Genomic DNA, 20,761 nt, shown 5'->3' with positions numbered 1-20,761 from the left:
GTGCCAGCGCCTCCTCCAGAACAGCTGCGGATTCGGCAACCCTGCCGCGGCGGCTGAGGCGCTGACCACGTGTGAACAATCGCCAAGCGCCGTGGAGCATTCTTTATATGCTACAGGCGGACCGCGGGTGTCACGACGACTGCCGGTAGCCCTTGTCGCTGCAGTGTTTCATCGGGCCGGATCACCAGTTGGAGCATCTGCCCGTCGGGCACGCCCTCGAGCGCGAATCTGCCAGATCCATCGGTTGAGGCTCTTCGTGAGCCTTCGGGGCTCCTGAGTTCGACCTCATAGATGCCTTCGGGCCCTATCCAACCGTCGAGGCGAAGTCCCCCAGGAGCGGATGGACGCGGCGTCACCATCACGGTGACCGCCTCGCAGTCGAACGTGACCGATGCCGGATCGCCCTGGCCGACCATCAATTCCGAGTCGCCCCTCGTCAACACGAGGTCCCCGGATCGAGACACCCGGGCTACTCTCGCATCGAGTTCCGCTTCCAGTTCGAGCACGAACTGGACCCGCTCGTTGAGATCCACCGGGATCGGATCATGGCGGTGATGCAGTTCGTTGATCACCGACAAGATCCGCTCATCGCAGGAGTCCAATGGCTCGAATTCGCTCTGACTTTCGTCTTCAGGCCGCATTTTCATCCCGCTCCTCACCTGCGCTCCAGGACGGATCGTCCAGGAGCGTTCTCCTCAATTTGTCCAAGCAGCGGCCCCGAGTCGGACCGATGCTCCCCCTTTTCATCCCCAATGCCTCGGCGATGATGTCGTAGTCGGGCCGGGAGACTGTCGCCACGAAGGCGAGCAGTTGCCGACACCGCTCCGGCTGTGCGAGGAAGGCACGGCGCACGGCCTCTCGCTCGGCGTCGCGGACGAGTCCGTCCTCGGCGCTTTCGGCGGTCTCTTCTACACGGATGTCGATCGGGTCGGCGAGGACCTCGCGCCGCATGTGTCCGATTTGCTTCCATGCCTCGCGGCTGACCGTGGTGAGCAGCCACTTGGTCAGAGCGCGAGGGTGCTCCAGCTCTTTCTCGATGTGCCACAGCCGAAGCCATGCGGTCTGTACGACGTCTGCTGCGCGCTCTCGGTCCAGTCCGGTGCGACGGGCCGCACGCCACAGGATCTCGTTGAGCTCTGTGACGAGGGCCTGCTGTGCACTGCCGTCGCCGGCGCGCGCAGAGAGATAGAGCTGCGCGCGCCGGTCGTAGTCGACGGCATCCACCGGGTGAGCCGAAATCGCGTTCATGGTTTCAGGCTAGCTGCTTCTTCAGCCGTTTCAACGCTTCGTGTGCTCGCGCTGAAGCTTTAGCGGCACCGCTGACCTCGCTGAACTCGGTCTCCAACATCGCGTTCACGAGGAACGAAGCCGCGATCGGCGCCGCGAATGAAGTACCGCTCCAGACCGCGAACCCGGCCGAGAAGTCGTCGGGGTCGTGGCTTTCCCTGTGGCGGTTGAGCATCGTCGACATCGCTCGTCGTTCGGGCATTCGCGAGCCCGAAGCCTCGCATGGGTACGTGCTCACCAACCCGGCCCCGGTGGCGTAGCACGAGACCCAAGGGCCTTCGTTGGAGAACATCGCGATCTTGCGGTTGGGGTTGAGCGCGCCGACGCTCAGGATCGGGGCGGCGTTCTCAACCGTCGGGTTCCCCGCGAACGCCGCGGGGTAGAAAGGACGGTCTGACGACTGGTTTCCTGCGGCGGCGACTACGGGGATGCCGAGTGCCGCGAGGCGTTGCACCGCATCGCCGATCCAGCCACCGGGCTCGTCCTCCGGGTTCTCGTCGACATAGCCCATGGCCAGGACGACCAAGTCGACCCCGAACGCCTCCGCGTCGCCGTTTCGTGCCGCTTCGACCTGGTCGGCGACGTGGTGAACGGCCGCGATCACCTCGTGCTCGTATGCCATACCGTCGTTGTGGACGACCCGGAGCGAATAAACCTGGACGTCCGGCGACATCTGCCGGAGTAGCCCGGTGATGAACGTGCCGTGCCCGAAATGGCTGGCGACCTCGCCGATGAGGGTCGGCTCGTGGACCGGGCCCTCCCAAGGGTCGTCGAGTGGGATCGCCGGGGAGTCGGAGTGCTCGCCGAGCTTGGTTTGGAATGCGTGGTCGACCACCACGAAGGTGTCGTCGTGCTCGGTACGGTCGGAGACGTCGAACGCGGGGTGACGTGACGGAACACCGGTGTCCAGGACCGCGACGCGCAGGCGCCGGTCCAGCTTCCGGCGGACGGGCATCGGGTTGACCATGTCGACCGGGATGCGCCCCAGCGGGGAGTAGTGTCCGCCGCCGATCGGCGGCTCGCCGCTGCCGATTCCTCCGCCCCCGGTCTTCGCGCAGATCATCAGGTGTTCAAGGCGGACCTTGTCGAGCAGGTCTCTTGGCAGGCTTGCGTCACTGGTGTCAGTCCGCAGCCGTTGGAGCAGCGACCAGGCGTCGACTCCGGCCTGGTCTCCGTAGGAGCTCACGACCGGGACGCGGTAGGCGCCCTGACCCGGGATGATCGTGCTGGCGGACCGGCTCTCAAGCGACATGCCAGTCGGTCCGACCGCGCCTTCGAGTCGACGTCGCGAGTGGTCGTCACGGATTACCGACTCGTCCACGAGCAGACGGTCATAGCGGTAGATCGTGCCGATCGGCGCCGACTGACCCGCCGTGCGCACGACCTGTCCAGGGGCGAGGACGCGGCCGCCGTGGCGGTCCAGAGTGGAGTACGAAAGCTCGGGCACGCCGCTCATGTGGTCGCGGCGGGGGTTGGGCTTCAGATGGGGTTCGTGATCGGCGAACACCAATCGCATGGGAGCTCCTCTGCTGTTCTCGGGGGGTCTATGCGGTTGTTCGGTGAGGAGGGGGATCTCTTCGCGATCCATTCTCCTCGCCTGCCGCCATTCGCGGGGGCCACGAACGGCGCCGATAGGTAGGGAGGCAGTCAAGCCCGGAATGCCGCGAACACCACTGACTGGGCGGGTATCGCGTCATTCACCAGGGAAGAGACCGCCGAGTCCGTTCGGATACAAGAGCTTCGCGAGAAATTCAGGTTGGCACGTTCCGGCGATGCGCGGTGGATCCGGGCATGCAGACGGCCGCGCTGGCGGTCTCCCGTCGGCGCGGCCGTGAGCCGTTGCGGGGCTTGCTAAGAGGCGGACTTCGCTTCGCCCGCGTCGGCTTTCTCGTTGGCGTCCCGGTCTTCATCCTCGTCGTCAATGATCTCGACGATGGGCTCGTCGTCCCAGGTCTCGATGTCGAACTCGCCGTCGCGGACGCCTTCGACGAAGGCCTCCCACTCGGAGGGGGTGTAGATGAGGACGTCGCCTTCGGGGTCTTCGGCCATGCGGAGGGCGACCAGGCCGTTGTCGGCGTAGCCGATCTCGAGTGCGGCGGGCGTGCCGTCCTCGTGGGTGGTGCGTTCCCAACGGGCGGCCGCAGTGTCGAATTCGCCCTTGAGCGGGTGCTCACGCTTCGTCATGGGCCAAGCATAAAAGGGCCCGAACCGCACGGTCCGGGCCCCCTCGCGAGCGGCTGGCTAGCCCTGATGCGGGTAGCGGTAGTCGGTGGGCGGCAGGAAGTTCTCCTTGATGGAGCGCGGGCTGACCCAGCGGACGAGGTTCTGCCAGGAGCCGGCCTTGTCGTTGGTGCCCGAGCCGCGGGCGCCGCCGAAGGGCTGCTGGCCGACGACGGCGCCGGTGGGCTTGTCGTTGATGTAGTAGTTGCCGGCGGCGAAGCGGAGCTCCTCGCTGGCGCGGGCGATCGCGGCCCGGTCGTTCGCGAAGACCGCGCCGGTGAGCGCGTACGGGGCGATATCGGCGGCCTGGCGGACGACGGTGTCGAAGTCGTTGTCGTCGTAGACGTAGACGCCGTTGATCGGCCCGAAGTACTCCTCGGAGAACAGCTCGTGGGTCGGGTCGGTGGACTCGATGAGCGTGGGCTGCACGAAGTAGCCCTGCGAGTCGTCGGCGGAGCCGCCGGTGACCACGGTGGCCTTCGCGTCCTCTTGCAGGCGTTGGAAGAGCGCGGTGTGCTTGGCGAAGGCGCGGTCGTCGATGACGGCGCCGCCGAAGTTCGCGAAGTCGGTGACGTCCCCGTAGGTGATGTCCTCGGTCATGCCCACGACGGCGTCGCGCAGGCCCCGCTTCCACAGGGACGCCGGCACGTAGGTGCGCGAGAGGGCCGAGCACTTCTGGCCCTGGTACTCGTAGGCGCCGCGGACCATGGCGACGGCGAGGGACTGGACGTCGGCGCTCGGGTGGGCGACGATGAAGTCCTTGCCGCCGGTCTCGCCGACGAGCCGCGGGTAGGTGCGGTATCCGGCGATGTTGGCGCCCACGGTCTTCCACAGGTGCTGGAAGGTCTTGGTGGAGCCGGTGAAGTGGATGCCGCCGAGGTCGGGGTCGAGGAGCGCGGTCTCGCTGTTCTCGCCGACGCCGGTGACCATGTTGATCACGCCCGGCGGCAGGCCCGCCTCGAGGAGCACCTTCATGACGAAGTGCGCCGCGAACTGCTGGGTCGGCGAAGGCTTCCACACCACCGTGTTGCCCATGAGGGCCGGGGCGGTGGGCAGGTTGCCTGCGATGGCGGTGAAGTTGAACGGCGTGATGGCGAGGACGAACCCGTCGAGCGGCCGGTGGTCGGTGCGGTTCCACAGGCCCTTGGAGGAGTTCGGCTGCTGCCGGTAGATGCCCTCGGCGAAGCTGACGTTGAAGCGCAGGAAGTCGATGAGCTCGCACGCCGCGTCGATCTCGGCCTGCACGGCGGTCTTGGACTGGCCGAGCATGGTGGCGCCGTTGAGGACGTCGCGGTAGGGGCCGGCGATGAGTTCGGCGGCGCGCAGGAAGATCGCGGCGCGGTCGGCGAAGTCGGTGCGGACCCAGTCGTGGCGGGCGGCCTTGGCGGCGGCGACCGCGTCGCCCCATTCGGCGGCGGTGGCCTCGCGAGTGGTGCCGAGGACGTGGGCGCGGCGGTGGGGCTGCACGACCTTGATCTCGGCACCGGTGCCGCGGCGCCATTCGCCGGAGATGTGGTGGTCGAGCTCGAGCTCGGTGCCGGCGAGTTCGGCGAGCGTCTTCTGGAGGCTCTCGCGCTCAGGAGTGCCCGGTGCGTACGAATTGACCGGTTCATTCTCCGGAGTGGGAACCGTAAACAAGGCGTCCATCGCGCCCTCCCGTCGAATCGATGGCTACTGCGGTGACAAGTCTTTGATAACCAGGCTACAAGACGCATGGCCCTGCCGCCATCCTCGCACAGTTCAAGCCCGCGACCTGCTGCGATGCGAACAAACCGGCAGGTGTCCGCTCAGCCCACACTCGCGGCTCCGCACGGATGCCCCGAGACCCCGGTCCGTACTCTGGGCAGGTGACTGAAACGCAGGAAGCACAGGCGCAGGAGCAGGAGACCGAGCCGCGAGCGGAGGCCCCGCCCGCGGCCCGGCCGGGCCGGGTCGCGCTCTGGGTGCTCGGCGCCGCCGCCCTGCTCTCCGTGGGCGGCGTCCTCTTCTCGCTCTACCGCGTCACCGGCATGGCCGACGGGCTCGACCAGACCGGCGTCATCCTCCTGGCCCTGAGCCTGTTCAGCCCCATCATCGTCACCGTGTTCGCGGGCGCGGTCGCCGCAGTCGTCGCCCTGCGCCTGGTCAAAGGCCCGCAGAAACTCGCCGCGCTCATCGGGGCCCTCGTGGCCGGTCTGGTCGCGGGCGCAGCGGCCTACGCGCTGTTCAGCGTCGACGCCGCGATCGCCCTGGCGATCGGCCTGACCCTGGTCGGCTCCGGCCTCGTCGGCGGGCTCATCGCCCTGTCGAGGCACGCCGCCGCCACCGCTGCCGGGCTCATCGCGACCCTGGTGCTGCTGGTGTTCATGTACGCGCGCGGCATCTACGAAGCGGCCTCGTCGCTGAGCCTCTTCTCGGACCCGCTCGACGAGTACAACGCCCTCGGCACCGCCGCCCCGTTCCTGATCGGCCTCGCCTGCGGCATCACCGCGTTCCTGTACCTGCGCAAGCGCAAAGCGAACGTGAAGCTCATCGGCCACCTGTTCGCCGGCGCGATCCCCGGCGCGATCTGGATGCTCTCCACGATCATCGCCCAGTTCGGCGTCGAATCGGTCCTCGCCGTCGGCGCGGACGAGGTCTCCCCGCTCGACAGCGCCTACCTGAGCCTGAGCTTCCAGTCCCAGTACAACGGGTCGATGACCGCGATGTTCGCCGGTGCGTTCTGCGCCGTGCTCGCCTTCGGCCTGCTGCTGCCGAAGCACCCTAAGTCCAAGGCCGCCAAGAGGTCCTGAAGCTCCGCAGGGTCGTACCAGTCGAGCACGTTCGCGCCGATCAGCTCCAGGTCGGGCTCGCCCGAGACGAGCTCGGCCGCGATCTGCACCGCCGCGGCGGCGTCGTCGATGTGGATCGCCGCCACCTGCTTCAGCTGCACTGTGCCGTCGAACTTCGCGGCAGTGCCGTCCGGCCGGTCCTCGACCAAAGCGGCCGGGACGTCAGCGGAGATCACCACCCGCCGCGGCGCCTGATCCACCAGGCCCTTCGGCGACGCTTGCGAGCCGTCAATGAGTAGCGCCACTGCGGCCAGCGCCGCATCGGCGAATGCCGTGTACTCCAGGTCCTCGATGTCGGCGCCGGGCGCCTCGCGGCTGAGCCAGGCCGTCACCGCGTGCACATCGAGCACCGACCGCACCTCGCCGTGAGCGGCGAGGTGCGCCAGCATCTCCACGTTCGCGGGCACGTAGACGCGCCTCGGCGCGTCCTCCGAACCGCGGCTCGAGTTCTTCTGCATGCCCCTAGTTTGCAGCCCCGCCGGGGGCCCCGTGGCAGCGCTTGTACTTCTTGCCCGAACCGCACGGGCACGGCTCGTTCGGCCCGACCTTCTCGGACTGGCGCTGCTGCGGGTTCGCCTGCTTCGCCGGAGGCGCGGTCGAGGCCTTGCGCGGGCCGGCCGAACGGGCCGACTTCGGCGCGACCTTCGCCGCGCCCTTCGTACCCGCCCCGGGCGTGCGCTTCACGGCCCGCTTCTGGCCGGGGACCGGCTTCGGCGGGCGCTTGAACACCGCGCCGTCCTCAGTGGTGGTCTGCTGCTCGACACCGCTCGCGGTGTCCATCGACGGCGCCGACTGCGTCAGCATCTCCGGCTTCTTCAGCGGCTCCAGGCCCCGGATCTGGGCCTCGGGCTCGGCGGAGCCCTCGGTCTTCTGCTTCAGCTCGGCGTTCATGAGGAACCGGACCGACTCCTCCTTGATGCCGTCGAGCATCGTCTGGAACATGTCGAAGGCCTCGCGCTGGTACTCGATCACCGGGTCGCGCTGCGCGTACGCCCGCAGGCTGATGCCCTGCTTGAGGTAGTCCACCTCGTACAGGTGCTCGCGCCACTTCCGGTCGATCGTCTGCAGCAGGACGCGGCGCTCCAGCTTGCGCAGGATCTCCTCGCCGAACTCCTCCTCGCGCGAGGCGTAGAACTCGTGCGCGTCCTCCTTCACGGCGGCCAGGAGCGTCTCGGCGTCGAGCTCGGCGAGCCCGCCGGCCTTCTTCACCAGGTCCTTGTGGGAGATCTGGATCGGGTAGAGCTGCTTGAACGCGCTCCACAGCTCGTCCAGGTCCCAGTCCTCGGCGTAGCCCTCGCTCGTCGCGCCCGCGACGTAGGCCTCGAGCGTGTCGTCGATGAAGTGCCCGATCTGCTCGGAGACGTCCTCGCCGTTGAGCACCTTGCGCCGCTCGTCGTAGATGACGGTGCGCTGGCGGTTCATGACCTCGTCGTACTTGAGGACGTTCTTGCGGATCTCGCCGTTGTGGCCCTCGATCTGCGACTGCGCCGACTCGATCTGGCGCGACACCATCTTGGAGATGATCGGCACGTCGTCAGGGACGCGCAGCCGGTTCATCATGGCGCGCACCGCATCCGCGTTGAACCGCTTCATCAGGTCGTCGGAGAGCGAGAGGTAGAACCGCGACTCGCCCGGGTCGCCCTGGCGGCCGGCGCGACCGCGCAGCTGGTTGTCGATGCGCCGCGACTCGTGGCGCTCGGTGCCCAGCACGTACAGGCCGCCCGCGTCCTTCACTTCCTCGGCCTCGGCCTTGGTGGTCTCCTCGAACTTCTCGAGGGCCTCCTCCCAAGCCGCCGCGTACGTCTCCTCGTCGGCCTCGTCGATCCCGCGCGCGCGCAGGTCGGCGGCGGCCAGGTACTCGGGGTTGCCGCCGAGCATGATGTCCGTACCGCGACCGGCCATGTTCGTGGCCACGGTGACCGCGCCGCGCTGGCCCGCCTGGGCGATGATGTCCGCTTCCTTGGCGTGGTTCTTCGCGTTGAGCACGTGGTGCGGGATGCCGCGCTTCTTCAGGAGGAGCCCGAGCATCTCCGACTTCTCGACCGAGGTGGTGCCCACGAGGATCGGCTGGCCGGTCTCGTGGCGCTCGGCGATGTCGTCCACGACCGCCTGGAATTTGGCTTCCTCGGTCTTGTAGATGACGTCGGACTGGTCGTTGCGGATCATCGGCTTGTTCGTGGGGATCGGGATGACGCCCATGCCGTAGACGTTGTTGAACTCGGCGGCCTCGGTCTGCGCGGTACCGGTGATGCCGCCGATCTTCTCGTACATGCGGAAGTAGTTCTGGAGGGTGGTGGTGGCGAACGTCTGGTTCTCCTGCTTGATGTCCACCTTCTCCTTGGCCTCGATGGCCTGGTGGATGCCCTCGTTGAAGCGCCGGCCCGGCAGCACGCGGCCGGTGAACTCGTCGACGATGAGGACTTCCTTGTCCTCGGAGACGATGTACTCGCGGTTGCGCTCGAACAGCTCGTGGGCCTTGATCGCGTTGTTGAGGTAGCCGACCAGCGGGGTGTTCACCGAGTCGTAGAGGTTCTCGATGCCCAGGCGGTCCTCGACGCGGGCGACGCCCGACTCGGTGATCGCGATCGTGCGCTTGCCCTCGTCGACCTCGTAGTGCTCGTCGCGCTTCATGGAGCGCACGATCTCCGCGAACTCCTTGTACCAGCGCGGCGTGTGGTCCGCGGGGCCGGAGATGATGATCGGGGTGCGGGCCTCGTCGATGAGGATCGAGTCGACTTCGTCGACGAGCGCGAAGTGGTGGCCGCGCTGCACGAGGCTGTCAGCCGAGCTGGTCATGTTGTCGCGCAGGTAGTCGAACGCCAGCTCGTTGTTCGTGGAGTACGTGATGTCGCAGTTGTAGGCCTCGCGGTGCTTCTCGGCGCCTTCCCCCGGGAGCACGACGCCCACGGTCAGGCCGAGGAAGCGGTGGATCTCGCCCATCCACTCGGCGTCGCGTCGCACCAGGTAGTCGTTGACCGTGACCTGGTGCACGCCTTTGCCGGTGAGGCCGTTGAGGTAGACCGGGAGCGTCGACACGAGGGTCTTGCCCTCACCGGTCTTCATCTCGGCGATGTTGCCCTGGTGCAGTGCGGCGCCGCCCATGAGCTGCACGTGGTAGTGCCGCATCCCGCGGACCCGCTTGGCCGCCTCGCGCACTGTGGCGAACGCCTCGGGCAGCAGGTCGTCGGTGGTCTCGCCGTCCTTCAGCCGTTCCTTGTACTCGTCGGTGAGCGCGCGGAGCTCCGCGTCGGTCATCGCCGCGTACTCGTCCTCCAAGGAGTCGATCGCGTCGGCGATCGCGTTGAGTCGCTTGAGCGCACGGCCCTCGCCGGCTCGCAGTACCTTCTCGAACAACGACACGGAAGATCAGCTCCCACAGCAACGTCTCGGCCAGAACAGGGTGGATTTCCCGGTCAATAATACGCGTACTCCGCGGCTGGTCCCGACGGCCGCCGGTGGGGCACAATCAGTGCTTATGGAACCCGTCACCCTCACCGCCGACGGCCTGCGACTCGTCACGTGGGAGCAGCGGCACATGGCCGATCTCGCGAAAATCTACGCCGACCCGCTCATCGAGCGCTTCCTCGTGATGCCCCTCCCCTGGGCGGGCACCGCCCGCGAGCGGTTCGTGTGGCTCCAGGAGCGGCACTGGCAGAGCGGGAACCCCCGGTGGGCGGTGGTCGACGAGGTCGGATCGCTGTGCGGCTCGATGGCGCTGACGAAGTCGTTCCCGTACGAGTTGACGATCACGTACGTCACCGCGCCGTGGGCCCGGGGCCGCGGCGTGGCGCAGCGGGCGATCCGCGCGGCCGTCGAGTTCGGTTTCACGAACATGGGGGCCAAGCGCATCGCGTGGGACGCGATCGTGGGGAACCACGCGTCGCGCCTCGCCGCGGTCCGCACCGGTTTCACCGTGGAGGGCATCGCCCGCAACGGGGTGCACCAGCGCGGCGTCTCCAAGGACTGCTGGGTCGGCGGCGTGCTGCCCGGCGAGGTCCGCGGACCCGACAATCCGCCCGCGGACTACGGCATTCTGAAGCGGCAGGCGGGGTTCTTCCTGGCCGACCGCCAGGAGCTCGAGACCGGGGTGGCGGGACTGCGGCTGCGGCCGCTGCGCGAGGCGGACCTGGACGACCTGGCCGCGACCTGCGCCGACGAGGACGTGCAGCGGTGCACGACCGTGCCGCGCGGCTACACCCGGGCGATGGCGGATGACTGGTTCGCGTTCTGCGAGGGCGCGTGGGAGCGGGGCGAGCGCGTGCTGTTCGTGCTGGCCGACGCGGAGGACCGGTACTGCGGTTCGGTGGAGCTGGGGCTCGGGGCGGCCGGCGAGGCCGAGATCGGGTACTTCTGCTCGCCGTGGGCGCGCGGGCAGGGCTGGATGACGGCGGCGGTGCGGCGGCTGTGCCGGCTCGGCTTCGAGGAGCTGGGACTGGAGCGCGTCAACTGGCGCGCGGTGGTCGGGAACGAGGCCTCGCGGCGGGTCGCCGAGAAGGCCGGTTTCACGGTCGAGGGCACGCGCAGGCGAGTGCGGCACGGTGCCGACGGGCTGCTCGACTCGTGGTTCGGGAGCCTGCTGCCCGAGGACGTGGCCTGAGCCGCCGACAACGTGAATTCTGTTCGGCGAATGGTTGACGGGACGGCGTCGCCCCTGCTTGGCTGAGGGCGTGTATGACTTCGAGCCCGTCGAGTCGGCGGCGTTCTCGCTGCGCCCCGCGCCCGAGGACGCCAAGGTCGACTGCGGGTTCGCGCCCCACGCCCTCGCGTACGGGCCCGAGGGCGAGGCCGTCTGGGGTGCGCTGGGCTTCGCGGCCGTCGGCGCCACGGTGACCGCGCGGTACTGGGTCGCGCCCGAGCGGCGCGGCAAGCACCTGGCGGCGGCGATGCTGCGGGCCGCGGCCCCGGGCGTGTTCGACCGCGGCGCGCGGCGCCTGGAGGTGCGGCCGCCGGTGCGCGACCAGGCGGCGATCAGGGCGGCGATGCGGGCCGGGTTCCGGCCCGACAGCGGTGTGGCGCGCGGCGCGGCCTGGGACGGCACGGAGGCGCTGACGCTCGGGCTGCTGCCGCAGGACGGGCCCGGGCCGTTCCCGCGGGTGCTGCCGGACCTGCCGGGCGGGACCCTCCGGGACGGCGTGATCGCCTTGCGGCCCTTGATCCCCGACGACTTCGAGGCGCATCTGCGGCACCGTTCGCGGCCGGAGGTGTACTCCGGCGCGGTCCTGCCGCTGCCGCCGAGCCGGGAGGAGGCCCGCGAGATCTGCGAGTGGCGGGCGGCACTGGAGTGGCTGCGCGGGCGCAGCGCCCTCATGGTGATCGACGACGGCGCCGGCTACCAGGGCACGATCGGGCTCTACGACGTGGCGCGCGTCGCGGGCACCGGCATGATCGGCTACGACCTGCGGCCCGAGACCCGCGGCCGGGGGTACGCGACGCGGGCGGTGCGGCTGGTGCGCCAGTGGGCGTTCAAGGAGGTCGGGCTCGACCGCGTGTGGGCCGGGACCGACATCCACAACACCGCGTCGCAGGCGGTCCTCAGGCGCGCGGGGTTCCGCCTGGAGGGGGTCGAGCGGGGCGGTCTGCCGACGATCGCGGGGCGGCGGCGGGACACGTTGCTGTGGGCTTCGCTAAGTAGCGATTGACATGCAACCCAACAGGTGGGGCCGAGCGTCGAAGCTATAGTGATCCAGTCACTTCGCTTTGTGGAGGAACCCCCTTTGAAGCTCATGCCCGCGCGCGCCTTGGCGGTGCTGTCCCTGCTGCTCATGGCCGGGGCCTGCAGCGCGCCCCAGACGGGGACGTTCACGCCCGCGCCGATCGTCCCGGCGGTGTCGATGGACGCCGTCGAGGAGCAGGACCCGACCGCGCCGTTCACCCTGTCCGTGGTGGACGGCATCCTCGAAGAGGTCAATGTCACCTCCGACCGTTCCGAGACCATCGAGGGCTCGTTCTCCGAGGACCTCACCACCTGGACCTCTGAGGGCATCCTCGACGCCGGGTCCACCCACAACGTCGTCGCGAAGGCCGTCAGCTCGGACGGCACCGTGACCGAGTTCGAACAGCAGTTCACCACCCAGGCCCGCGAGAGCTCGGGCTTCGCGGTCGCCGACGTCACCCCGGTGGCCGAGGGCGAGGAGGTCGGTGTGGGCGCACCGCTCATCGTGACCTTCACCGAGGACGCCCCCGACCGCGCCGCAGTGGAGCGGCTGCTGGTCGTGGAGTCCGAGAAGGGCCACGAGGGCGCCTGGCGGTGGATCGACGACGACACGGTGATCTACCGGACCAAGGAGTACTGGGACGGCCACCAGACCGTGACCTTCACCGCGAACTTCGAGGGCGAGTTCCTCGGCGACGACACCTGGGGCGGCGAGGACTACACCGCGCAGATGGTCATCGGCGAGGCGAACATCTCGGTCGCCGACCTGGACACCCACACCATGACCGTCGAGATCGACGGCGAGGTCGCCAAGGAGATCCCGATCAGCGGCGGCTCCGGCGCGGAGTACGAGTACTACACCGCCAAGGGCACGCACCTGGTGATGGAGAAGATGGCCGACAAGACCATGGTCTCCCCCGGCAAGGAGGAGGGCGACGAGGGCTACTACTCGACGCCCGTCAAATGGGCCACCCGCATCAACGCCACCGGCGAGTTCGTCCACGGCGCGCCCTGGAACGGCAGCCTCGGCGAGGCGAACCTCTCGCACGGCTGCCTCAACGCCAGCGACTCGGACGCCGAGTGGTTCTTCAACATCGCCCAGCGCGGCGACCCGGTCGAGGTCGTCGGCGAGTCCTCCCCGCGCGACATGCCGTGGGACAACGGCTGGGGGTTCTGGATCATGTCCTTCGACGAGTGGAAGGAAGGCTCGGCCCTCTAGGGCCCGGCGCGTGCACCACCGAGAAGCGGATTGAGCATGGAACGAGGCCCCGGGCTTGCGCCCGGGGCCTCGTCCGTGGTCCGGATGCCACCCCTCAACAACATCCGGACCGAAGAGGAAAGTCCCCCCTCTTGCATCGGCGCCGTCGTGCGGCGCCGCGGCCCGGTTAGAGGTCGAGCCGCAGCAGGCCGTAGTCGAAGGCCCGGCGGCGGTAGACGACCGTCGGGCGGCCGCTCTCCTTGTCGTGGAACAGGTAGAAGTCGTGGCCGACCAGCTCCATGTTCGCCAGTGCGTCGTCAACGGTCATCGGTTCGCCGGGGTGGATCTTCTCGCGCACGATCCGGCCGGGCAGGTGGTCCTCGACGAGGCCGTCGAAGTGGTCGATGTCCTCGGAGATGAAATGCGCCGCTGCGGCGTCCTTCACCTCGGGCTCCGCGAGAAGGGTGCCGTTCAACCCGCCGTTGCCGTTGGAGGTCGCCTGCGCGACCGACATCGGGGCTTTGGTCCCGCCCCGGTGGATGCGCTTGCGGTCGGTGTTCTTGCGGAGCTGGTGCCCGAGCTTGGTCACGGCGAGTTCGAACGCGGAGCGGAAGTCCTCGGCGCAGGCCTCGGCGCGCATGACAGTCCCTTTAGGACGGCAGGTGATCTCCACTCGCTGGGCGTGGTCGGCCTGGCGGGGATTGGGCTCGTGATAGAGCTCGACGTCGATATGGATCGCCTCCCCGTCGTAACGGGCGAGGTACTTGGCGATCTTCGATTCGATCTTCTCCTCGACGAGCTCGCGGTAGTGGTCGGGAACCTCCACGTTGCGACCCTTAACGACGATGTCCACCTCTGAACCTCCCAGGTGCATCCCGCGCGGCTTGCGGCGGTGATGCGGACGAAGTTGTGCGTGCTGGGTCCGGAGCCGATGGTCCGGTACGGCGGCAGGAGCAACCTCCTCTCACGGGTGGAACGACCTGGCTTTCCGCGCCTCAGGAATTGGGGGCGTTCACCTTTGGGCCATGTGGCCGCTGTCGTCTCGTTACCGATCCGAGATTTCGAGACTATCCCCTCGGTCACCGAAAGTCGACCCTTCGGCTACCGGAATTCTCCAATGCGAATGGGTACGTCCGCGCGAAATTCGGAGGACTGGAGATAACTCTTCGCATTAGCGGCCGAAGCGGTGTTTCGCGGCTTGTCGAATTGCCGACACCTGAAGGCGTACCCGCCGGTACCGTCACATGAACCTCTCCAGCCACACTCATGCGGCGGCCACGACGACCGCCGCCGGGACCGCGAGGCCGGCGCTGCGGAGCACCGCGGCCGCGGCGTCGATCGTCGCCCCGGTCGTCACGATGTCGTCCACCAGGATCGCGGGGCGCCCCAAGGCGATGAGGGCCGCGAGGCGGCGCGGGGCGGGGTGCAGGCTCGCGCGCGCCGCGGCGGCGCGCCGCTGCGGTGTCAGGCCCACCGAGTCGGGCCGGGGCCGCGCCCGCAGCACCGGATGCAGCTCCCCCAGGCCCGCGCAGAGGTGCGCGACGTGGTCGAAGCCGCGGGCGCGGCGGGCGGCCCGGGTGGGCGGGACCGGGACGAGCACGGCGTCCGGGACCTCGGCGGCGACGACCGCCAGCGCGCGGCCCAGGAGCGCGCCCAGGGCGGGGGCGAGTTCGCGCCGGGAGCGTTCCTTGTACTCGTTGAGGGCCTCGGCGAGCGCCCCGGCGTAGGGCCCGCCGGCGACCACGGGCGGCGCGGTGCGCCGGGCCGGGGTGGCGAGGACCGGGCGGAGGGCGAGCAGGTCGGCGGCGCAGTCGGCGCACAGACCGCTGCCCGCCGCCGGCGCGCTCCGGCAGGAGGCGCAGGCGGCGGGCAGGAACAGGTCCCGTGCGTCCTCGGTGAGTCTCACCGGGGACTAACGAGTGTCAGGCCCGGAGGGTGACCGCGGGCGGGATGCGGCTGGCGCGCCAGGCGGGGTAGACGCCGGCGACGACGCCCACGACAGCGCCGATGACCGGTCCGGCGGCGAACAGCATCGGGTCGAACACGATCTGCCAGTCGCGGTAGAGCGAGACGACCGCGGTGACGTTCACGCCGAGCACGGTGCCGAAGAGGCCGCCGATGAGTCCGATGAGGGTGGATTCCCACACGAACTGCATGGCGACGGCCCGCCGGGCGGCGCCGACGGCGCGGCGCAGGCCGATCTCGCTGCGGCGCTCCATGACCGAGACGAGCGCGGTGTTGGAGACCGAGACGGCGCCGATGACGAGCGAGACGCCGGCGAGGCCGAGCAGGAGCGCCTGCATCTCGTTCTCCACGCCCTTGCGGAAGTTCCGCAGGTCCGAGGGTTTGGTGACCGAGAGGTTGTCGGCGCCTTCGGGGAAGACGGCGGTCGGGGCGGTCTGGGCGACCTTGTCGGCGGCGCCGAGGTCGGTGCGGATGAAGACCTCCGCGGCCCCGTACGCGGGGTCGGCGGCGGTGCAGGGGGTGGGCGGGATGATCACGGCGCCGGTGAGCTTGGCTTCGCCCTCGGGCGCGGTGTAGACGCCTACGAGGGCGTACTCCTCGCCGTTGAGGTAGATCATGGGGCCGCCCTCGAGCGAGGCGTAGCCGAGGTCGCGGGCGGCGGACTCGTCGACGATGGCGACCTTGTCGTCGCGGACGACGTGCCCGGTGTCGAAGGCGGCGCCTTCCACGAAGGTGAAGCCGTAGGCCTCCATCGCGCCCGGTTCCATACCGAGGACGGGGACGTCGCGCGTGTAGTCCTGGGTCTCGGTGCGGGAGGCCTTGCGCTCCTCGCTCGAGGTGCAGAAGATGCCGGCGTTCTCGACGCCGATGATGGAGCGCACGCGCTCGCTGGCGTCCAATGTGGGCGCGAAGCCGGCGTCGCGCATGTTGTTGGAGAACGAGACGGTGACCTGGGTGGCCTCGGTGGCGTTGAAGCGCTCGGCGATGGCCGCGGCCGAGGTGGACGAGAGGCCCACGGTGGCGACCGTGGCGGCGATGCCCAGCGCGATGCCGATCGCGGTCATCCAGGTGCGCATGGAGCGCCCCCGCAGGGACTGGAACGCCTCGTAGGCGATGCCCATGCTGCGGACCCCGAAGCGGCCCTGGCGTTTCGGTACTTCGGCCTTGGCGGCTTCGCGTGCCGCCTTGGCCTCCTGCTTGGCGGCCTTGCGTGCTTTCCGCCCGCGCGGTCGGGCCTCGACCGGCTCCTCGGCGGTGACGAACTCCAGGAGCTCAGTGTCGGTCTCGGGCTTGCGGCGCCCCCTGGCCATCAGGCGTTCTCCCGGTCGCGCCAGGCGATCACGACCTCGTCGCCGGCGGCGAGCTCCCCGTCGACGACCTCGACCACCCCGCGGCCCTCGTGGCGCAGGGCCACCTTGACCTCGACGTGGCGCTCCTTGCCGTCCTCGCCTTCGACGACGGTGAGCATGGTGCGGTCCTCGCTGTCGGTCCACAGGGCCGAGAGCGGGATGATGAGCGCGTCCTCGGCCGAGCGGGCGCGGATGAGGGTGACCTCCTGCTCCTCGCCGGGGGAGAGGTCGTCGATGCCCTCGACGGTCTCGGCGTCGAATTCGAAGACGGCGTAGACGACGTCGACGGTCTGCTGCTCGCCGCCCTCTTCGCCGTAGTAGTCGCCTTCGCTCTCGGCGGCCTCTTCGCGTTCTTCGAGTTCGAACGCGCCGACCTCCTGGCCCTCCATGGGGCCGCTGCCGAACTCGAGCTCGGCGTCGTCGCCGGCGTCCATGAGCGCGGAGGCGGTCTCCTCGTCGAGCTTGGCCTCGAGCTTCCAGTCGCCCGAGGCGAGGACCATGAGCGGTCCTTCGATGCCGGTGACGGGCGCGGACTGCTTGGCGTTGATCTTGCTGACCTGCATGGGCAGCTCGGGCAGGAACACGACCTCCGCGGCGGGCACGGTCACGCGCTCCACTGTGGTGGTCTGGCCGCCGCCGGTGTTCTCGGCGTCCTCGTCGCCCTCGCCCTCGGGGGGCGCGTCGCCCTCACCCTCGGGGGTCTCGTCGACGACCTCTTCCGAGGTGGTCGCGTGGTCGTATCCGGCGTGGTCGTAGAGCTTCTTGACGTCGGCGATGGTGCGGGCGTCGAACTTGCCGGTCTTGGGGGTGCCGTAGATCTGCTGGAGCGCCAGTTGCAGCTGCTCCACGTCCGGCCCCGTGTCGCCCTCCTGAAGGTCCCGGTAGGCGGGCACTGCCCCTTTCAGGGCGATCATCGGGCGGCCGGAGACCTCCAAGAGGACGGTGCCGGCCTTCACCTCGTCGCCGACCTCGAGCGGGAGCTTCGAGGCCAGGGCGGTCTCGGCCCCTTCGGGCGCGTTCGCCGGGGCCGGGATCTCGAAGTCTCCGGTGCGGTTGAGTTCCGCGTCGAAATCGAGCGTGTCGATCAACTGGTCCTGGTCGACCCGGACAGTGATCACACTGTCGTCGGGTGCGGCCGTCTCCTCGGCGCGCTGGGCCGGGGTGCGCGCCTGGTCTGCGAAATACCAGGCGGTGCCGGTGGCGCCGAGCAGCGCAAGGCCAAGAACCCCGCTGACGACATGGCTTTTTGTGAGCCGCATGTTTGTGTCCTCCTCCACCGCCAAGACGCGTGGAAGGAAGGGTCCAGTTGCGGCCGATTCATCTCGATTCGGTAACGCCCCTTGCGAGCCGTGAACGAGTAGCGGCTCAGTTGTTCAGCCCGACGGATTTCATGCGGTCCTGGTGCGCGCGAGTGAGCCTGCGCAGCAGGGCGTCGAGCGTCCCGCCGTCGCCCAGGATGATCGCAGTGAGGCGCTCGTTGGCGGCGGCCACGCCCTGGGCGCGGTTGATGCCCTCGCCGACCAGGCGGCGGGCCCACAGCGAGAGGCGGCCGGTGACGGCGGGATCGGCCTCGACGGCGGCGCGGATCTCCTCGGCGGCCAGGTCGGAGGCGCCGGTCTCGGCGAGGACGGTCTCGATGAGGGTGCGGTCCCGCTCGTCGAGTCCGGCGGAGACGACGCGGAAGAAGTCGTCGGCGACGGCGTCGCCGAGGTAGACCTTCACAAGAGCCTCGAGCCAGTCGCGCGGCGAGGTGGAGGCGTCGAAGGAGCGGAAGGCCTCCTTGAACGGGGCCATGGCCTCGCCGGGGTCGGCGCCGAGCTCCTGCAGGCGGTCGGCGAGGCGCCGGTAGTTGCGAATCTCACCCACCGCGGCTTCGGAGAGGGCGGCCCGGCGTCCGAGATCGGGGGCCAGCCGCGCGTCGTAGACCATCCGTTCGAACGCGAGCAGCTCGCCGAGGGCAAGCAGCCCAAGGAGATCGATGACGGCTTCGCGGCTGGGGGCCGCGGCGGCGGGGGCCGGGTCGTCGGTTTGCGCGGCGGGATCAGTTGTCTCGGACACGGGGGCAGGTTACCACTGGCCCAGAGCGGCCTTCGCCTTCACAGGTTGTCGCAAACGGGACCGTTGCACGCGTCTTCGCAGGTCGACGCGGCCCCGAACGGGTGAGTCCGCCCACGTTGCGGGCCTGATGGCGACGTCGCACCGAGACGGGGGTGCTTCGGGAGCGTACGATGGACGGGAGCGACCGCGGCCATCTGGTGGCAGTCCCCTCGACGAAGCTCGCGAATCACGGTTCGACCATACGAGTTCGGCGATGCGAGAGCGGTCCTCGAACGCGGTACCGGCGCCAAGCGCCGAACCGCTCCTGCGAAGCGGCGACTTCCCGAATCCGGCGGTCGTCGCCGCTGTATGACGAGACTGAATGTGGCGCCGAGTTCCCCGGATCTGGTGACGTCCTCCGCCACGAGGTGAACAGAGTGAACGAAGTGAACAACGACCGGCCCACGAACGAGGGGCCGACCTTCGCCCAGCTGGGCGTCAGAGAAGAGACCGTCGAAGCGCTTGCAGCGCTTGGCATCGAACGGGCCTTCGCCATCCAGGAGTACGCGATTCCCATCGCGCTCCGCGGCTTGGACATCATCGGCCGCGCCCCTACCGGCACCGGCAAGACCTTCGGGTTCGGCCTGCCGATCATCGACCGGATCCTCTCCGCCGAGGAGGGCGCCAGCGGCAAGCCGCAGGCGCTGATCCTGGTCCCGACCCGCGAACTGGGCCTCCAGGTCGCACGCGACCTCGAAGACGCGGGCAAGACCCGCGGCATCCGGGTCCTGCCGATCTACGGGGGGCGCGCTTACGAGCCCCAGGTCGACGCCCTCAAGACGGGCGTCGAGATCATCGTCGGCACCCCCGGGCGCCTGCTGGACCTGCACAAGTCCAAGCACATCAAGCTCGACGCCATCGCGCACTGCGTCCTCGACGAGGCCGACCGCATGCTCGACCTCGGTTTCTCCGAGGACGTCGAGAAGATCCTCAAGCTCCTCCCCACCGAGCGCCAGACGATGCTGTTCTCGGCGACGATGCCCGACACGATCATGTCGCTCTCGCGCCGCCACATGCACCGGCCCATGACGGTCGCCGCCGACGTGACCGCCCCCGACCTCGAGGCGGCGAACAACACCCGCCAGCTGGTCTACATGACCCACGCCCTCAACAAGGTCGAGGTCACGGCCCGGATCCTCCAGGCCCGCGGACGCGGCCTGACGATCCTGTTCTGCCGCACCAAGCGCGCCGCGCAGAAGGTCGCCGACGAACTGGACTTCCGCGGCTTCGCGGTCGGCTCGGTCCACGGCGACCTGGGGCAGAACGCGCGCGAGCGGGCCCTGCGGGCCTTCCGCGCGGGGAAGATCGACGTGCTCGTGGCGACCGACGTGGCCGCCCGCGGCATCGACGTCCCGGACATCACGCACGTGATCAACTACGACGCGCCCGAAGAGGCCGACGCGTACGTGCACCGCATCGGCCGCACCGGCCGCGCGGGCGCCACGGGCATCGCGGTCACCTTCCTCACGTGGGAGGACCTCCCCCGCTGGAAGATCATCGTCAAGAACAACAACCTCGACATCGGCGAGCCGATCGAGACGTACCACACGTCCGACCACCTGTACACGGACCTGGACATCCCCGAAGGCGCGCCGTCGTCGCTCCCGAGCGACCAGCGCAAGCGCGACGGCCTCAGCGCCGAGCGCGAGGAGAACGTCGAGGGCGACAGCCGCAAGTCCGGCCGAGGCCGGGGACGCGGTGACCGCGACCGCGGCCGGGGCGGCAGCGAACGCCGCGGCGGCGGACGCTCGGGCGGGCGCAGCGAGCGTCCCGCCGCTTCGAGCGAGCGCATCACCGTGGACGACAAGGGCGCGGTCGTGAACGGCACTGCCGGGAACGGCACCGCCGACGGCGGCGAGGCTCCGGCCCCGCGCAGCCGCCAGCGCCGCCGCATCCGCACCGAAGGCGCCGAGACCGGCGCGGCGGCGAAGGCCCCGCGCCAGGCCAAGCCCGAAGGCGACAGCGCCCCGCGCGCCGAAGCCGACGGTGACGGCGAGGCCCCGGCCCGCCGCCGACGCCGCCGTCGTCGCCCCACGGGCGACAGCGACCGCCAGGCGACCGCCGAATAAGCAAGGCAAGAGACGGCTCGGGCCGGTGTCCCTCGATCGAGGGGCCCCCGCCCCGGCCCGCGGGGGGGTGCACGTCCCCCCCGTGTAAAGGGGGGGGCGGCCCCCCCCCCCCC

The 20,761-nt window shown here is 69.5% G+C and carries 16 protein-coding genes; 5 read left to right on the top strand and 11 right to left on the bottom strand.

Going from position 1 to position 20,761, the window contains the following annotated elements; all coding sequences use genetic code 11:
* Nucleotides 1-110: 110 nt before the first annotated feature.
* The 5 genes from AB0I03_RS20025 to pruA all read right to left on the bottom strand — a co-directional run bounded on the left by AB0I03_RS20025 (nt 111) and on the right by pruA (nt 5,154).
* Nucleotides 111-641 carry a hypothetical protein gene (locus AB0I03_RS20025; protein ID WP_360414962.1) on the bottom strand — a complete coding sequence of 177 codons (531 nt, stop codon included), beginning with the start codon at nt 639-641 and terminating at the stop codon, nt 111-113.
* Nucleotides 631-1,248 (bottom strand): sigma-70 family RNA polymerase sigma factor, encoded by a 618-nt coding sequence (locus AB0I03_RS20020; protein ID WP_360414960.1) that lies wholly within the window; start codon nt 1,246-1,248, stop codon nt 631-633. Before AB0I03_RS20020 ends, AB0I03_RS20025 begins: the two co-directional genes overlap by 11 nt.
* Before the next feature lie 4 nt (nt 1,249-1,252).
* Nucleotides 1,253-2,803, bottom strand: a complete 1,551-nt coding sequence (locus AB0I03_RS20015) for a S8/S53 family peptidase (protein WP_360414958.1) — start codon at nt 2,801-2,803, stop codon at nt 1,253-1,255.
* A 335-nt stretch (nt 2,804-3,138) separates the two neighbouring features.
* Entirely contained in the window at nt 3,139-3,471 is a 333-nt protein-coding gene (locus AB0I03_RS20010) for a DUF397 domain-containing protein (RefSeq protein WP_360414956.1), read from the bottom strand.
* A 57-nt stretch (nt 3,472-3,528) separates the two neighbouring features.
* Nucleotides 3,529-5,154: an L-glutamate gamma-semialdehyde dehydrogenase gene (gene pruA / locus AB0I03_RS20005; RefSeq protein WP_360414954.1), complete on the bottom strand. Its 1,626-nt coding sequence runs from the start codon at nt 5,152-5,154 to the stop codon at nt 3,529-3,531.
* 200 nt (nt 5,155-5,354) lie between these two features.
* Between pruA and AB0I03_RS20000 the strand changes: the two genes are divergently transcribed.
* A complete protein-coding gene (locus AB0I03_RS20000) occupies nt 5,355-6,278 on the top strand; it encodes a hypothetical protein (RefSeq protein ID WP_360414952.1) in 924 nt (307 codons plus the stop codon).
* 501 nt (nt 6,279-6,779) lie between these two features.
* Here the strand turns inward: AB0I03_RS20000 and secA are convergent.
* Nucleotides 6,780-9,677 (bottom strand): preprotein translocase subunit SecA, encoded by a 2,898-nt coding sequence (secA, locus tag AB0I03_RS19995; protein WP_360414950.1) that lies wholly within the window; start codon nt 9,675-9,677, stop codon nt 6,780-6,782.
* A 115-nt stretch (nt 9,678-9,792) separates the two neighbouring features.
* On the opposite strand from secA, the gene AB0I03_RS19990 reads away from it, so the two are divergent.
* The 3 genes from AB0I03_RS19990 (at nt 9,793) to AB0I03_RS19980 (ending at nt 13,189) form a co-directional block, all read left to right on the top strand.
* Nucleotides 9,793-10,914, top strand: coding sequence for a GNAT family N-acetyltransferase (locus AB0I03_RS19990; protein WP_360414948.1), 1,122 nt, complete (start codon nt 9,793-9,795; stop codon nt 10,912-10,914).
* Nucleotides 10,915-10,984: 70 nt separating this feature from the next.
* Nucleotides 10,985-11,956 (top strand): GNAT family N-acetyltransferase, encoded by a 972-nt coding sequence (locus AB0I03_RS19985; RefSeq protein ID WP_360414946.1) that lies wholly within the window; start codon nt 10,985-10,987, stop codon nt 11,954-11,956.
* An 84-nt stretch (nt 11,957-12,040) separates the two neighbouring features.
* Nucleotides 12,041-13,189: an Ig-like domain-containing protein gene (locus AB0I03_RS19980; RefSeq protein WP_360415355.1), complete on the top strand. Its 1,149-nt coding sequence runs from the start codon at nt 12,041-12,043 to the stop codon at nt 13,187-13,189.
* A gap of 166 nt (nt 13,190-13,355) precedes the next feature.
* Here AB0I03_RS19980 and raiA read toward each other — a convergent pair whose 3' ends face one another.
* From raiA to AB0I03_RS19955, 5 genes are all read right to left on the bottom strand, one after another.
* Entirely contained in the window at nt 13,356-14,021 is a 666-nt protein-coding gene (raiA, locus tag AB0I03_RS19975; RefSeq protein WP_360414944.1) for a ribosome-associated translation inhibitor RaiA, read from the bottom strand.
* Between the two features lie 411 nt (nt 14,022-14,432).
* Nucleotides 14,433-15,074: a ComF family protein gene (locus AB0I03_RS19970; protein ID WP_360414942.1), complete on the bottom strand. Its 642-nt coding sequence runs from the start codon at nt 15,072-15,074 to the stop codon at nt 14,433-14,435.
* A 16-nt stretch (nt 15,075-15,090) separates the two neighbouring features.
* Complete coding sequence (locus tag AB0I03_RS19965) at nt 15,091-16,443, bottom strand: ABC transporter permease (protein ID WP_360414940.1); 1,353 nt, start codon at nt 16,441-16,443, stop codon at nt 15,091-15,093.
* Nucleotides 16,443-17,741 carry a hypothetical protein gene (locus AB0I03_RS19960; protein WP_360414938.1) on the bottom strand — a complete coding sequence of 433 codons (1,299 nt, stop codon included), beginning with the start codon at nt 17,739-17,741 and terminating at the stop codon, nt 16,443-16,445. The genes AB0I03_RS19965 and AB0I03_RS19960 overlap by 1 nt, the downstream gene beginning before the upstream one ends.
* 106 nt (nt 17,742-17,847) lie before the next feature.
* The gene (locus AB0I03_RS19955) at nt 17,848-18,540 is read right to left on the bottom strand and encodes a ferritin-like fold-containing protein (RefSeq protein WP_360414936.1); all 693 of its coding nucleotides are present in this window, start codon (nt 18,538-18,540) and stop codon (nt 17,848-17,850) included.
* A gap of 416 nt (nt 18,541-18,956) precedes the next feature.
* Between AB0I03_RS19955 and AB0I03_RS19950 the strand changes: the two genes are divergently transcribed.
* On the top strand, nt 18,957-20,648 hold the full coding sequence (locus tag AB0I03_RS19950; RefSeq protein WP_360414934.1) for a DEAD/DEAH box helicase: 1,692 nt from the start codon (nt 18,957-18,959) through the stop codon (nt 20,646-20,648).
* The last annotated feature ends 113 nt before the right edge of the window (nt 20,649-20,761 follow it).

Source organism: Glycomyces sp. NPDC021274 (genome assembly GCF_040641195.1).
In the GTDB taxonomy this organism is placed as follows: domain Bacteria; phylum Actinomycetota; class Actinomycetes; order Mycobacteriales; family Micromonosporaceae; genus Glycomyces.
This window is presented reverse-complemented; position numbering and strand designations above follow the sequence as displayed.